The organism is Nonomuraea sp. NPDC004354, assembly GCF_053602555.1.
This window is the reverse complement of record NZ_JBSGDV010000022.1, coordinates 122,808-136,168: the sequence shown is the minus strand read 5'-3', so window position 1 is coordinate 136,168 and position 13,361 is coordinate 122,808. Positions and strand designations below refer to the sequence as shown.

12 protein-coding genes are annotated in these 13,361 nt (G+C 71.6%); 1 reads left to right on the top strand and 11 read right to left on the bottom strand.

Annotated features, from left to right (window positions below; all coding sequences use genetic code 11):
* Positions 1–91: 91 nt before the first annotated feature.
* The 5 genes from ACWENQ_RS39485 to ACWENQ_RS39465 form a co-directional block, all read right to left on the bottom strand.
* The gene (locus tag ACWENQ_RS39485) at positions 92–1,327 is read right to left on the bottom strand and encodes a GNAT family N-acetyltransferase (RefSeq protein WP_452418834.1); all 1,236 of its coding nucleotides are present in this window, start codon (positions 1,325–1,327) and stop codon (positions 92–94) included.
* Between the two features lie 177 nt (positions 1,328–1,504).
* Positions 1,505–2,434 carry an ABC transporter substrate-binding protein gene (locus ACWENQ_RS39480; protein WP_452418832.1) on the bottom strand — a complete coding sequence of 310 codons (930 nt, stop codon included), beginning with the start codon at positions 2,432–2,434 and terminating at the stop codon, positions 1,505–1,507.
* Between the two features lie 36 nt (positions 2,435–2,470).
* Entirely contained in the window at positions 2,471–3,142 is a 672-nt protein-coding gene (locus ACWENQ_RS39475; protein ID WP_452418829.1) for an ABC transporter permease, read from the bottom strand.
* The gene (locus ACWENQ_RS39470; protein ID WP_354909892.1) at positions 3,139–3,816 is read right to left on the bottom strand and encodes an ABC transporter permease; all 678 of its coding nucleotides are present in this window, start codon (positions 3,814–3,816) and stop codon (positions 3,139–3,141) included. The genes ACWENQ_RS39475 and ACWENQ_RS39470 overlap by 4 nt, the downstream gene beginning before the upstream one ends.
* Positions 3,809–4,858 (bottom strand): ABC transporter ATP-binding protein, encoded by a 1,050-nt coding sequence (locus ACWENQ_RS39465; RefSeq protein ID WP_449928487.1) that lies wholly within the window; start codon positions 4,856–4,858, stop codon positions 3,809–3,811. Before ACWENQ_RS39465 ends, ACWENQ_RS39470 begins: the two co-directional genes overlap by 8 nt.
* 236 nt (positions 4,859–5,094) lie before the next feature.
* Here ACWENQ_RS39465 and ACWENQ_RS39460 point away from each other — a divergent pair, with 236 nt between their 5' ends.
* Positions 5,095–7,068: a hypothetical protein gene (locus tag ACWENQ_RS39460; protein WP_452418828.1), complete on the top strand. Its 1,974-nt coding sequence runs from the start codon at positions 5,095–5,097 to the stop codon at positions 7,066–7,068.
* Positions 7,069–7,231: 163 nt separating this feature from the next.
* Here ACWENQ_RS39460 and ACWENQ_RS39455 read toward each other — a convergent pair whose 3' ends face one another.
* Genes ACWENQ_RS39455 through ACWENQ_RS39430 form a run of 6 tightly spaced genes read right to left on the bottom strand, consistent with a single transcriptional unit; the run spans position 7,232 to position 13,332 of the window.
* Positions 7,232–8,398: a lipid-transfer protein gene (locus ACWENQ_RS39455; RefSeq protein ID WP_449928485.1), complete on the bottom strand. Its 1,167-nt coding sequence runs from the start codon at positions 8,396–8,398 to the stop codon at positions 7,232–7,234.
* Complete coding sequence (locus tag ACWENQ_RS39450; protein ID WP_354909902.1) at positions 8,395–8,832, bottom strand: MaoC family dehydratase; 438 nt, start codon at positions 8,830–8,832, stop codon at positions 8,395–8,397. The genes ACWENQ_RS39455 and ACWENQ_RS39450 overlap by 4 nt, the downstream gene beginning before the upstream one ends.
* Positions 8,832–9,716 (bottom strand): bifunctional MaoC family dehydratase N-terminal/OB-fold nucleic acid binding domain-containing protein, encoded by an 885-nt coding sequence (locus tag ACWENQ_RS39445; protein WP_452418827.1) that lies wholly within the window; start codon positions 9,714–9,716, stop codon positions 8,832–8,834. Before ACWENQ_RS39445 ends, ACWENQ_RS39450 begins: the two co-directional genes overlap by 1 nt.
* Complete coding sequence (locus ACWENQ_RS39440; protein WP_354909907.1) at positions 9,713–10,867, bottom strand: acyl-CoA dehydrogenase family protein; 1,155 nt, start codon at positions 10,865–10,867, stop codon at positions 9,713–9,715. Before ACWENQ_RS39440 ends, ACWENQ_RS39445 begins: the two co-directional genes overlap by 4 nt.
* A complete protein-coding gene (locus ACWENQ_RS39435; protein WP_452418826.1) occupies positions 10,867–11,715 on the bottom strand; it encodes an acyl-CoA dehydrogenase family protein in 849 nt (282 codons plus the stop codon). Before ACWENQ_RS39435 ends, ACWENQ_RS39440 begins: the two co-directional genes overlap by 1 nt.
* Complete coding sequence (locus ACWENQ_RS39430; protein WP_452418824.1) at positions 11,716–13,332, bottom strand: AMP-binding protein; 1,617 nt, start codon at positions 13,330–13,332, stop codon at positions 11,716–11,718. It lies immediately after the preceding gene.
* Positions 13,333–13,361: the final 29 nt, after the last annotated feature.

Genomic DNA, 13,361 nt, shown 5'->3' with positions numbered 1-13,361 from the left:
CCGCTACGACAAACGCGCCTACATGTTCCTGGGAACCGTCACGGTCGCAGCCTTGGTCATCTGGCTCCGCACGTGATCCAGGAAACAGCTCCTAGTACGGCAGGTAGTAGGTGAGCAGATCGGCGGTGAGCGGCGGGAAGAGCGCCTGGAACAGCTCCTCCTCCCCGGTGTAGACATCGGACCTGATCCGGGACAGCCCTTCGTAACCGTGGGGGCCGAACAGCAGGGCGGCCAGGTGGTCGGGCGCCACGCCGAGGCCTCCCACCGTTCCGGGCCCCTGCATCGGACCGCCGGTGACGACCTCGCCGAGGCCCTCGGCGTGGACCGGGATCCGGTAGTGGGCGCCGAAGGTGGAGATGACGATGTCGCGGCCGGCGCGATCGATCCCGGCCGCGGTGAGACGCTGCCGGAGCAGCGGCCGCAGCCGGTCGAGCAGCGCCGCGGCGTCCGGCACGCGGACGTAGTACTGCTCGGCCCGCTTGCGTGGTTCGTGGTCGAGGAACTCCTGCCAGGCGGCGGCGGTCACGGTGCCGGCCCGATGGACGACGTTCAGCCGGCTGCCGGGTGTCAGGGCGGCGACGCCGCGGAGCAGGTCCCGTGCCGCCGCCTCGTCGACCGCGGCGGCCTCGGCCAGCAGCACCTCGTCGCCGGGGGGCGTGGTACGTCCGGCGGCGACGACGGTGCCGGCGCGTTCGAGGACCCGGAGGGTGCTCGCCTCGTGGGCCAGCAGCCACCGCCAACGGGCCGCCGAGTGCGGCATGGCCACGTCGAACCGGTTCTGGGCCGCCTCCTGCAGGGCCGCCATGGCGGGGACGTCGGACGGCCGGGCGGCCCGGAGCACGGGCGTCGCCTCCCCGGGCGGGGGGGTGCGTACGGCCGGCGCCTGCGGGATGTCGATGGCGTACTCGTAGCCGAACAGCCGGTAGAAGTACGGGATCCCGATCATCACCTGGATGACGTGGCCGCGGGCGGCGGAGCGGTCGTGGGCCCATCGCACCAGCGCCCGCACGAGCCCCCGCCCCTCGTACTCGCGGTCGGTGGCGACCAGCTCGATCTGGCCGGCCGGCAGGTGGATGCCGCCGATGCGGACGTCTTCGTCGAGGAGCGTCGCGGTGGAGACGACCCGGTCGCCGTCGACGACCACGGCGCAGGCGGACCAGCCGGCGTCGGGGTCTTGGACGACCAGCCGGTGGTCGAGGGCGTCGGCCGGTTCACCGCGTTCGGCGAGAAGCGCGCCGATCTGGTCCAGGTCCGCGGGCTGTGCCTGCCGCAGGACGAGGCCGCCGGCCAGGGAGACGGGTACGGAGGAGGCGGTGGTCGCGGTCACGGCGGGACTATTGCATCGCCTGGGTCGCCTCGTCCATCGAGTTTCCGCCGGGCGCACCCGGGCACTCGCCCGGTCGGCCCGTTCATCGCGTCCGGCGAGGGGGGAACCCCCACACGCGAAGCGCCCCCGGTGAGGGCCGTGCCGTTCACCGGGGGCGGGCGTCGTCGCCGGCGCGCGCTACAGGAGGCCGTTGGAGGACAGCCACTCCTTGGCCACCGTCGCCGGGTCGTCCTTGTCCACCGAGATCTTCTGCATCATCTGCGTCAGGTTCTCGGTGGTCAGCTTGGCCGACACCGCGTTGAGCGTGGTCTTGATCGTGTCGGTCGCCGCGGCCTTGTTGAGCAGCGGCGTCACGTTCTGGGCGCTGAAGACGTTCTTGGGGTCCTGCAGCGACACCATGTCATTGATGATGATCTTCGGGTCGGTCGTGAAGACGTTGCCCGCCTGCACGGTGCCGTCCTTGATCGCGTCGGCCGTCGTGTCGCCCGTGGGCTTCCACTCCTTGAACTCCAGGCCGTACACGTCCTTGAACTGCTGCTCGCGGCGCTTCTTGAACTCCGGCGGCCCGCCGACCGTCATGTTCTTGGAGACCTTGGCGAGGTCTTCGATGCTGGTCAGCTTGTACTGCTCGGCCGTCGCCTTGGTGACCGTCAGCGAGTCGTTGTCCTGCGCCGGCGAGGAGTCGATGATCTCGAGCTCGGCCGGCAGCTTGCTCTTGAGCTCGCTGTTGACCTGGTCCGTCGAGGCGGCCGTCGACTTGGGGTCGACGAAGAACAGCAGCGCGCCGTTGTACTCGGGCAGGACGGTGAGCCCGCCGCTCTGGACCTGGCTGTAGACGACCTCGCGGCTGCCGATGTTCGGTTTCTCCGTGACGTTGACACCCTTGGCCTTGAGCGCCTGGGCGTAGATGCTGCCCAGCAGCACGCTCTCGGGGAAGTTGAACGAGCCTACGACCGCCGTTCCCCCGCCGGTCGCGGGCGCGGACCCGGTCGGGGCGGCACTGGTGGTGGTGTTCAGCGGGTTGCTCCCGCTGCCGCCGCCACCGCAGGCGGACAGGGTGAGCATCGCCGACAGCAGCACCGCCGCGGTGCCGAATATGCGCCTCATGCGTAATTCCCTTCTAAACGGGGGGTATTGGAGAGATTATCGAACCCGCAGTCGCCGGCTCACCCCCGGGGACACCGTGAGCCGCTGCACGAGCGTGAACAGCCCCTGGACCGCGAGAGCGAAGCCGACGATCAGTACAGAACCGCCGACGACACTCTCGTAGTCCTGTGTCGCCAATCCGTCGATGATGTAACGTCCGAGCCCGCCCAGGCCGACGTAGGCGGCCACCGCCGCCGTCGCCACCACCTGGACGGCCGCCAGCCTGAGCCCCAGCATGATCAGCGGCAGCGCGACCGGCACGAGCACCCCGAACAGCACCTGCGGCCCGCGCAGCCCCATCCCGTAGGCGGCGTCGCGCAGGTCGGGGTCGACTCCCCTGACGCCCTCGAAGGTGTTGACCAGGATCGGTGGTACGGCCAGCGCCACCAGCGGGATCAGCACCGGCCAGATGCCGGCGGTGCCGAGCAGCAGGACGATCAGCACCAGGAGGCCGAGCGTGGGCAGCGCCCTGGCCAGGTTCGCGCTGACGACCACGACCACCGAGCCGCGCCCGGTATGGCCGATCAGCAGCCCGAGCGGGATCCCGATGAGCGCGGCGAGGGCCAGCGCGGCCACGGAGAAGCCGAGGTGCTGCAGGAGCCGGGCGGGGATGGCGTCGGGCCCCGACCAGTTGGCGGGGTCGGTGAAGAAGTCGATGATCCAGTTCATGACGCCCTCCTGGCCCGCACCCAGGGGGTCAGCAGGCGCTGCGCGGCCAGCACGATGCCGTCGCCGACCAGGGCCAGCAGCACGATGAGCACGATGCCCGCGATGGCGGGGGTGTAGAAGTCGCGCTGGAAGGCGTCGGTGAACAGGTTGCCGAGCCCGCCCTGCCCGATGAGCGCGCCGACGCTGACCAGGCTGATGCTGGAGACCGTGACGACGCGCAGCCCGGCCAGCACGACGGGCACCGCGATCGGCAGCTCGACCAGGACCAGGCGGCGCAGGGGCGTGAAGCCCATGGCCACCGCCGACTGCCTGACGTGGTCGGGCACCGATCCCATGCCGTCGACCACGGCCGGGACCAGGACGGCCAGGGCGTAGAAGGTGAGCGGGATGATCACGGTGAGCTGGGTGAGGCCCGTCTGGGGGATCAGCAGCATGAACAGCGGCAGCGACGGCAGGGCGTAGATCACGTTCATGACGGCCGCCGTGGGCTGGTAGAGGTAGCGCCAGCGCACGCACGCCAGACCGAGCGGCAGCGCGAGGAGCAGCCCGAGCACGACGGGCGCCATCGACATCACGATGTGCGCCTGGAGCAGGTTGACGATGCTGTTCGGCGAGTCGGAGTTCCAGTTGCTCTCGACCCAGCTCCATTTGAACAGCGGCTGCTCGTCATCCATCGGCGGCCTCCCCCAGCGCCTCGTCGAGCGCCTGCCGGGTCGCGATGCCCACGGCCCTGCCCTCCGGGTCGACCGCCACCGCCTGCCCCGACGGGGACAACAGGGCCGCGTCGAGCGCCGCCCGCATGGAGTCCTTGCCGTGGACGTAGGTGCCGAACGGCTCGTCGCGGCCCACCCAGCCCACCGGCCTGCCGTCCTCGGAGACGGCCATGAGCCAGGCGCCGGGCGCGGCGGCCGTGTCCGGCGAGGAGGCGGGGACGATCAGGTCCGTACGCAGCCGCAGGTGCTCGCTGGAGACGAACGACAGCCGCCTGATGCCGCGGTCCTTGCCGAGGAACTCGCGCACGAAGTCGTCGGCGGGCTCCGACAGCAACGTCTTGGGGTCGGCGAACTGGGCGAGCCTGCCCCCGACGCGCAGCACGGCCACCCGGTCGCCGAGCTTGATCGCCTCGTCGATGTCGTGGGTGACGAACACGATCGTCTTGTTGAGCTCCGACTGCAGCCTGAGCAGCTCGTCCTGCAGCGAGGTGCGCACGATGGGGTCGACCGCGCTGAACGGCTCGTCCATGAGCAGCACGGGCGGGTCGGCGGCCAGGGCGCGGGCCACGCCGACGCGCTGCTGCTGGCCGCCGGAGAGCTGGAAGGGGTAGCGCTGGGCCATCTTGGGATCGAGCCCGACCCGCTCCAGCAGCTCCATGGCCCGATCGCGGGCCTTCTTCCGGTCCCAGCCCAGCAGGTACGGCACGGTCGCGACGTTGTCGACGATCTTGCGGTGCGGGAACAGCCCCGCCTGCTGGATGACGTAGCCGATGCCGCGCCGCAGCGTCGGGGGATCGATCTCCTTGACGTCGGCGCCGTCGAGCAGGATCCGCCCCTCGCTGGCGTCGATCATCCTGTTGATCATTCGCAGTGTCGTGGTCTTGCCACATCCCGAGGGGCCGACCAGGACGGTGATCTGCCCGGTTTCAGCCTCCATGGACAGGTTGTCCACGGCCACGAAACCGTCGGGGTAACGCTTGGTGACGGAGTCAAAGGTGATCATGCGCGACCTCTCGCTCGACCGGCGGGGCCGCGGCCCGCCCCATGATCTCTGCTCGACAGACTACGGCGGGCGATACTCCTGTGTCCCGTTGGCCCCGACGTGAACCGCTTCAGGCGATGACTAAATGGGCATCCAAGGGTGCATTCCGCCTCGGCAACCGGCATGATTGCCTGCAACGCTCCGACGCCGCCCCCTCATCCCCAGCGTCCACTCTTCTTACAGAGGAATACGGCCCCGTGACCCACCCGCTCACCGATCAGCGATCTCGCGAGGATCTGGTCGCCGAGCTCTACGACCGTCACGCCGCCGGGCTGTTCGCCTACTGCGCGGACCAGCTCGGTGACCCGGGCTCCGCCTCCGACGCGCTGGAAGCCGTCCTGTCCAGCGTGCCTTCCGTGGAGCCGCCGCGTGCCGCGCTGTACGCGCTCGCGCGGCGGGAGATCTACCGCCGCGACATCGTCTACGCGCCTCCCGTCATCGATCCCCTCGTCGACCCCGCCACCGCGCTCGTCGAGCGCGTCCTGCGCGACCTGCGCCCGCACCAGCGCGAAGTGCTCATGCTGTCCGTCGTCATCGGGCTCACCGACGACGAACTGGCCTGGGTGCTCGACGTGGCCAAGGACACCGCGGTCGAGCTGATCCAGAACGCCGCCCTCCGCTTCCGCCAGTCACTGACGTCCGCGCTGACCGCCGCGGGGCCTGGCCCCGACCAGCCGGTCGCCGAGGTGTACGGCGCGCTGGGCGTGTCGCCCCTTCGCGACGTGCTCGGCCGCCTGCCGTGGCGCCCGCCGCCCGAGGCGCTCAGGACGCGCCTGCTGGGCCCGCGCCCCGCCGCGTCCGCCCCGGCTCCGGCGCCCGTGGCGGGCTCCTTGTTCGTCAAGCCGATGTGGCCGACGGCCCCCGTCTGGCCGGTACCGCTCAGCGAGACCGATCCGGCGACGAACACGGGGCTGTTCCCGACCGAGCTGCTCACCCCGCCGGACCCGGCCAAGATCGCGACCCACGAGGCGGCGACGGCGCCGATGCCGAAGCTGCGCGACACCCTGACCGCGCGCCCGCCCGCGCTGCAGGCGCCCACCCCCGCCGACGTGCTCGACGCTCCGGCGGCCTGGGACGCCTTCAGCAGGCCCGGCAAGCCCTCCACCACCCCGAGGCCCACCGCCTTCGGCACGCCCGGCACCTCCCGCAGGCCCGACGTCGCCGGGACGCCCGGCACGTCCGCGACGTTCGGTCCGTCCGCCGGGGCCGCGCGTCCCGCTCCGCTGGTCGGCGGCGACATCCTCGACGACGCGTGGGCGGCGGCGCCGCCTCCCGTGGCGCCCGCCGACGATCCGGTGGACCTGCCCATGCGCGCCCGCGACCGCGCGGCGCTCGCCGACCTGCTGGTGCACAAGGGCGAGCCGAGGGAGGAGCCGGCGAGCCTGTTCGTGCCGCGCAGGCCGGCGAAGGAGCCGGTCTACGTGCTGCCTCCCGCCCCAGGGGAGATCCCCGCACCCGCGCCGACCACCGGCACCCAGGAAAGCCTCGCGACCGGGCGGCCCGTCGGTGTCCCGGCAGACACCGGGACCGGGCAGACCGTCGACGGCCCGGCAGACACCCGGATCGGGCACGCCGTCGGCGGCCCGGTAGAGAGCGGGATCGGGCAGACCGTCGACGGCCCGGCAGACACCCGGATCGGGCAGGCCGTCGGTGGCCCGGTAGAGGGCGGGATCGGGAAGACCCTCGGTGACCCGGCGGACGCCCGGGCGGGACAGGCCGTCGGCGGCCTGGCAGACACCCGGACCGGACAGCCCCTCGATGGCCCGGTAGACGTCCGGACCGGGCAGGCCGTCAGTGGCCCGGCGGGCATCGCGACGGCGCGGCCCTCCGGTGATCGGAAGGGGTCGGCCCAGACCTCCGGCGATCCGCAGGGGTCGGTGGCGGCGCGGGCCGCCGGTGTCCTCAAGGACGCGGTGGCCGGGCGGAGCGCGAACGCCCTCGGAAAGCCCGCGCCGAAGCAGGCCGGTGCCGCGAAGAAGGCCGCCGCCGAGCAGTCGGCGAAGGACTCGCGCAAGCCGGCGGGTGGCAAGCCGAAGCGGCCCGCGCCGAAGCAGGCCGCGAGCAAGAAGAAGCGCAAGCGGCGCCGCCACCACGACTGGGCGTGGGAGCTGATCGGCTTCCTTGCCTGCCTGGCGATCGCGATGCTGGTGTTCCTCTGGATCCCCATGTAGACGCAGGCCTTCCACCGGATCGCCGGGAAGCGTTCCGGTGGATCGCCGGGGAGATGCCGGTGATTTCTCCGGCTCCCCAGGTAGTCGTAGGGAGGCGGCGGGCGCGCCGCCGCCTCCCTGCTCAGCGGTCCCCGCTCATCGGTCCCTGCTCATCGGTCCCTGCTCAGCGGTCCGCGGTGAGGACCAGACCGCTGGTCGGCACGCCGGTCCCGGCCGTGACCAGGACGTTGGCCGCGCCCGGCACCTGGTTCACCGAGGTGCCCCTGATCTGGCGGACGGCCTCGGCGATGCCGTTCATGCCGTGGATGTAGGCCTCGCCGAGCTGGCCGCCGTGCGGGTTGACCGGCAGGCGGCCGCCGAGCTCGATGCCGCCGTCCTTCACGTAGTCCTTGGCCTCTCCCCTGCCGCAGAAGCCGAGCTCCTCCAGCTGGTTGAGGACGAACGGGGTGAAGTGGTCGTAGAGGATCGCCGTCTGGATGTCCGCGGGCGACAGGCCGGACATCTCCCACAGCTTCCGGCCGACGACTGACATCTCGGGCAGGCCGGTCATGTCGTCGCGGTAGTAGCTGGTCATCATCATCTGGCCCGCGCCGGAGCCCTGCGCCGCCGCGGCGATCACCACGGGCGAGCGCCGCAGGTCGCGCGCCCGCTCGGCCGACGTCACGACGACCGCGACCCCGCCGTCGCTCTCCTGGCAGCAGTCCAGCAGGTGCAGCGGCTCCACGATCCACCGCGACGCCTGGTGCTCCTCCAGCGTGATCGGCCTGCCGTGGAACCACGCCGCGGGATTGGTGGCCGCGTGCCGGCGCATCGCCACCGCCACCCTGCCGAAGTCCTCGGAGGTTGCCCCGAAGACGTGCATGTACCTGCGCGCGAACATCGCCACCCACGCCGCCGGCGTCATCAGCCCGTACGGCACGTGCCAGCTCATCTCGAGCCCCTGGGAGGACGGCTCGCCGCCCACCCTGGCGTCGGGCTGCCCGAACCTGCGTCCCGAGCGCTCGTTGAAGGCGCGGTAGCAGACCACGGTCTCGGCCGCGCCCGTCGCGACCGCCATCGCCGCGTGCATGACGGTGCCGCACGCCGCGCCGCCGCCGTAGTGGACGCGCGAGAAGAAGGTCAGGTCGCCGATGCCTACCTCGCGGGCGACGGCGATCTCCTGGTTGGTGTCCTGCGTGTAGGTGACCAGCCCGTCCACGTCGGACGGCGTCAGCCCCGCGTCGTCGAGCGCCGCGAGCACGGCCTCGGCGGCCAGCCGTAACTCCGACCGCCCCGACTCCTTGCTGAACTCCGTGGCCCCGATGCCGGCGATCGCCGCCCGCGAGTTCACGCGCCCTCCCGCGGCCGTGCCGTACCGGAGTCGGCCAGCCGGAAGGCGACGGTGGCGGTGGCGTGGTCGCCGAGGCTTACCTTGCCGCGGACCTCGACCGTGTACTCGCCGTCCTCGACGTCGACGACGGCGCCGCTGAACGACAGCCGGTCGCCGGCGTAGGCGGGCACGCCGAGCTTGACGTTGATGCGCTTGATGACCGCCTCGGGGCCGACCCAGTCGGTGACGTACCGCTCGACCAGCCCCATCGTGGTGAGGATGTTGAGGAAGATGTCCTTGGAGCCCTGGGCGCGGGCGCCCTCGACGTCGTGGTGGACGGGGGTGTAGTCCATGGTCGCCAGCGCCGTGGAGACGATCAGGGTGGGGGTGAGGTCGATCGACAGCTCGGGGAGCACCGATCCGATCTCGGCCTGTCCTTCGGTCAGCGTACGCATCACGGCTCCCGCGGTGCCCACAGAGGAAGGGTCAGTTCAGCGTCTATAGAGACGTAGGTCACACGCAACTCCATACCGATACCCACGTCTTCAACCGGACAGTCCACGATGTTGCCCACAATCCTCACCCCTTCCGGCAGCTCCACCACAGCCACCACAAAGGGCGCCTCCCTTCCCGGGACGGGCGGGTGGTGGTGCACGACGAAGCTGTAGACGGTGCCCTCCCCGCCGGCCACCACGTGGTCGCGGTTGGCCGACCGGCACGACGGGCACAGCGGCCCCGGCGGGTGCCTGAGCTCGCCGCAGTCGCCGCAGCGCTGGATGCGCAGCTCGCCCTGTTTGACGCCCTCCCAGAAGAAGGCGGTGTCCTGGTTGATGGCCGGCCTCAGCGGATACGGCTTCCGCCTGGGCTTGGGCCGGAACTTGAGGACCCGGAAGAGCATCTCGGCGACCGCCTCGTCCTCCGAGTACCAGGTGACGTTCCAGGTGGCGAAGTAGCCCTCGCCGAGTGCCGTTGTCTTGGGGCCCTTCAGCTCGGTGAAGCGGGTGGCGGCGCTGACCCGCTCCCCCAGCCGCAGGTAGCGGTGGTAGGTGTGCTCGCAGTTGGTGGCGACCACCCCGGTGTATCCGGCGTCGTCGAGCGCGGTGATGATCTGGTCGACCGGTGACGACTGGCGGGGGCCGAGCCCCTGCATCGTCCACACCTGCGCCATCGCGGGCGGCGCCAGCCCGTCGGCCAGGTAGACGGGGTTGGTGTCGCCCATCGCGGCGAGCCAGTGCCTGATCATCGGCTCGTTGACGGGGTCCGGCGCGGGCGTGCCGTCCACCTCGCCGAGCGCGATCTGCTTGCTCGCGAGCTCCATGAGCTCCTCGTGGCCGATCATCGCGGCGGCCTCGGCAGCGACAGCCCCAGCATGGCGATCAGCTCGCGCTGCACCTCGTTCACGCCGCCGCCGAAGGTGAGCACGACCGCGCCCTTCACGCCGTGGTCCACCCGTTCCATGAGGTGGGCGGTCTCGGGGTCGGCCGGGTCGCCGTACCTGGCCAGGACGTCGCAGACGATCCTGCCGATCTCCTGCATCCGCTCGGAGCCGTAGATCTTGGTGGCGGAGGCGTCGGGCGCGCCCAGCCAGCCGAGGTCCATGTTCGCCGCGACCTGCCAGTTGAGCAGCTCGTTCGTGCGGTAGTAGGCGTGGATCCTGGCGACCGCGCGCCGCACGTCCTGGACGTCGAGCAGGTCCTTGGCGCGGGCCCACGCCAGGAAACGGTCGTAGGTCTGGGCCAGGTTGCCCGCGGGGCCGAGCGTGACCCGCTCATGGTTGAGCTGGTTGACGATCAGGTCCCAGCCCCTGTCGACCTCGCCGACCACCATGTCCTCGGGGACCTTGACGTCCTGGTAGTAGGTGGCGTTGGTGTGGTGGCGGCCGTCCATGGTGATGATCGGCGTCCACGAGTAGCCCGGGTCGGCGCAGTCCACGATCATCATCGTGATGCCCTTGTGCTTCTTCGCGTCGGGGTTGGTGCGCGCGGCCATCCAGATGTACTGGGCGTAGTGCGCGCCGCTGGTGAAGATCTTCTGCCCGTTGACGACGTAGTGGTCGCCGTCCTTCACCGCGGTCGTGCGCAGCGCGGCCAGGTCGGTGCCCGCCTCGGGCTCGCTGTAGCCGATGGCGAAGTGGCACTCGCCGGCGAGGATGCGCGGCAGGAAGAAGTCCTTCTGCTTCGGCGTGCCGTACTGCATGAGGGTGGGGCCGACGGTCTGCAGCGTGATGATCGGGTACGGCACGGCGGCCCTGGCGATCTCGTTGGCGAAGATCTGCTGCTCCAGCGGGCCGTAGCCGGCTCCGCCGTACTCCTTGGGCCAGCCGAGACCGAGCTTGCCGTCCCTGCCGAGCCGGCGGCAGTGGTCCATGTAGGCGTGGCCGAACGGGTCCTCGGCGATCTTCTTGCGGTCCTCGGCGGTGAGGCAGGCCTGGAAGTACTCGCGCAGCTCGTCGCGGAGCCTGCGCTGCTCAGGGGTCAGGTCGATCAGCATCAGAGGTGCGCTCCGATCAGGTCGAGCTGGGCGTCGGCGCCGCCGAGCAGGTGCGACAGGTGCTTGGCGTGGCCGAAGTAGCGGTGCAGGGGGTAGGTGACGTCGAGGCCGAGGCCGCCGTGCAGGTGCTGACAGGTGAACAGCGCCCGGAACGCCTCGCAGACGTGGAAGCCCGCGATGGCCGCGTCGTCGCCGTCCATGCCCCACGCGGCCGACCACATCGCGACGTCGAGGGCGCGCGAGGCGATGTACACGTCGGCGATCTGCATGGTGACGGCCTGGAACTCGGCCAGCGGGCGGCCGAACTGCCGGCGGTTCTTGATGTGGTCGGTGGTGAGCTTGAGCGCTCCGGCCAGGACGCCGCTCGCCTGGGCCGCGACGGCGACCGTGACGATCTTCCGCAGGTCGTGCCCCGGGTCGGCGAGCTTCTCGCTGCGGCCGGGAACGATCGTGCCGGACGGCTCGCCCGTGGCGGTGAACTCGGGGACGACCTGGAAGTCGTCGGTGAGGAACAGGCCCTCGCCGGTGGCGTAGAGGGCGTGCGTGGCCTGCTGCGCGTAGGGGGCGCTCATGCCCTTGACCGCGACGGTGGGCAGGCCGTCGACCTGCCTGCCGTACGCGGCCATGGCGAGGGTGGCGGCGAGGACTGGCAGCGCGGGCACGTCGGCCGCCGCCGCGCCCACCTCGCGCAGGACGACGGCCATCTCCACCGCGCCGAGGCCCTCCTCGGGGGTGCAGATGGCGGCCAGTCCGGCCCGTTCCATGGCCGACCAGCTCGGGTCCTTCGCCAGCAGGTCGGCGGTGAGGGTGCGCAGGTCCTGTTGGGTCTCGTCCAGGGTGAAATCCACTCAGCTCTCCAGTAGGTGCGTACGGCCGTGCCGGGCGAACTCGTCCTCGATCACGCTGATGTCCTCCCCTGTCAGCCTCAGGAAACCCGTCGTGCCCCTGGCGGGGGGACGCCACCAGACGGGGTCGGCGGTGCGCCAGGCTTCGCCGGCCAGGACGCGCTTGACGACCTTGTGCGACGGCGTCTGCGGCAGTTCCCGGCACAGGCGGACGTACCGGGGTACGGCCTTGGCGCCCAGCCCGGCGGCGAAGGCCGCGAAGGCGGCCGGGTCGAACGGCCGGTCGAGCACGAGCGCCGCCATCACCTGGTCGCCCGCCGCGGCGTCGGGGACCGGATACACCGCGGCCTCCACCACCCCGTCGAACTCGCGCAGCGCGGCCTCGATGGGCGCCACGGCCAGGTTCTCGCCGTCCACGCGCAGCCGCTCGGTCCCCCTGCCCGCGAAGAAGACGTAGCCGTGCGCGTCGGCGTAGGCCAGGTCGCCCGACCAGTAGGCGCCTTGCCTGATCCGCTCGGCGTCGGCGACCGGGTCGTTGTAGTAGCCGTCGAACAAGCCGAGGCCCGCCACGTTGACCAGCTCGCCGATCGCCTCGTCGGGGTTGGTGGGCCGGCCGTCCTCGATGGTCGCGGGGGCGCAGCGCTCGCCGGTCAGCGGGTTCCTGATCTCGACGCCGTCGGGGAGCCGGCCGAGCGATCCGGGAGGGCCGGAGGGGTCTGGCGAGATCGACACGGCGCTCTCCGTCGAGCCGAACGCGTCGATCACGTGGCAGCCGAAACGCTCGCCGAAGCGGCGGACGGCGGTCGCGCTGCCCTCGTTGCCGAACGCGATGCGCAGCGGGTTGTCGGCGTCGTCCGGCCGCCGGGGCGTGGCCAGGACGTAGGAGAGCGCCTTGCCGACGTAGTGCAGGTAGGTGCAGCCGTGGCGGCGGACGTCCGGCAGCAGGTTCGAGGCGGAGAACCTCCTGCGGACGGCCAGCGCGGCGCCCGAGGCCACGGCGGGGGCGAAGGCGGCCATGAGCGCCCCGGAGTGGAAGAGCGGCATCGAGCAGTAGACGACATCGTCGGGGGTGAGCATCGCGCCGAGGCTGAGGCCGGGGACGGCGATCTTCCGCTGGGTGATCCGCACCGCCCTGGGGGCGCCCGAGGTGCCCGAGGTGAAGATCAGCATCACCAGCTCGCCGGGCGAGCCGGGCGAGCCGTCCGTGCCGTCCTGCCTCGTCACCCCGGCGGGCGGCCGCGGCGGAGCGGAGTGCGCGAGGTCGGCGAGGGGGAAGGCGGGCAGGCCGAGGGAGGCGGCGGTCGGGCCGTACGGCGGGTCCCACAGCAGGAGGCCCACATCGGTGGCGCGGGCGTCCCTGGCCAGCTCGTCGGCGGACCTCGTGGTGTTGAGCGCGACGACCACGGGGCCGCCCAGCGCGGCGGCGCCGATGAGGAAGACGAGCTCGGGCACGTTGTCGCAGAGCACGCCCACGTGCCCGGCCCCCGCCAGTGCCGCCGCCCGGGCCCGGCAGGCCGCGACGACCTCCCGCCACGTCCAGATGGCGTCCTCGAACAGCAGGCCTGGACGGTCGTCGGCGGCTCTGCGCGCGAGTAAGCCGGCGAGGGTGTCCGCGGTCATCCCGCCTCCCAGCAAGCGCTCGGTCAACC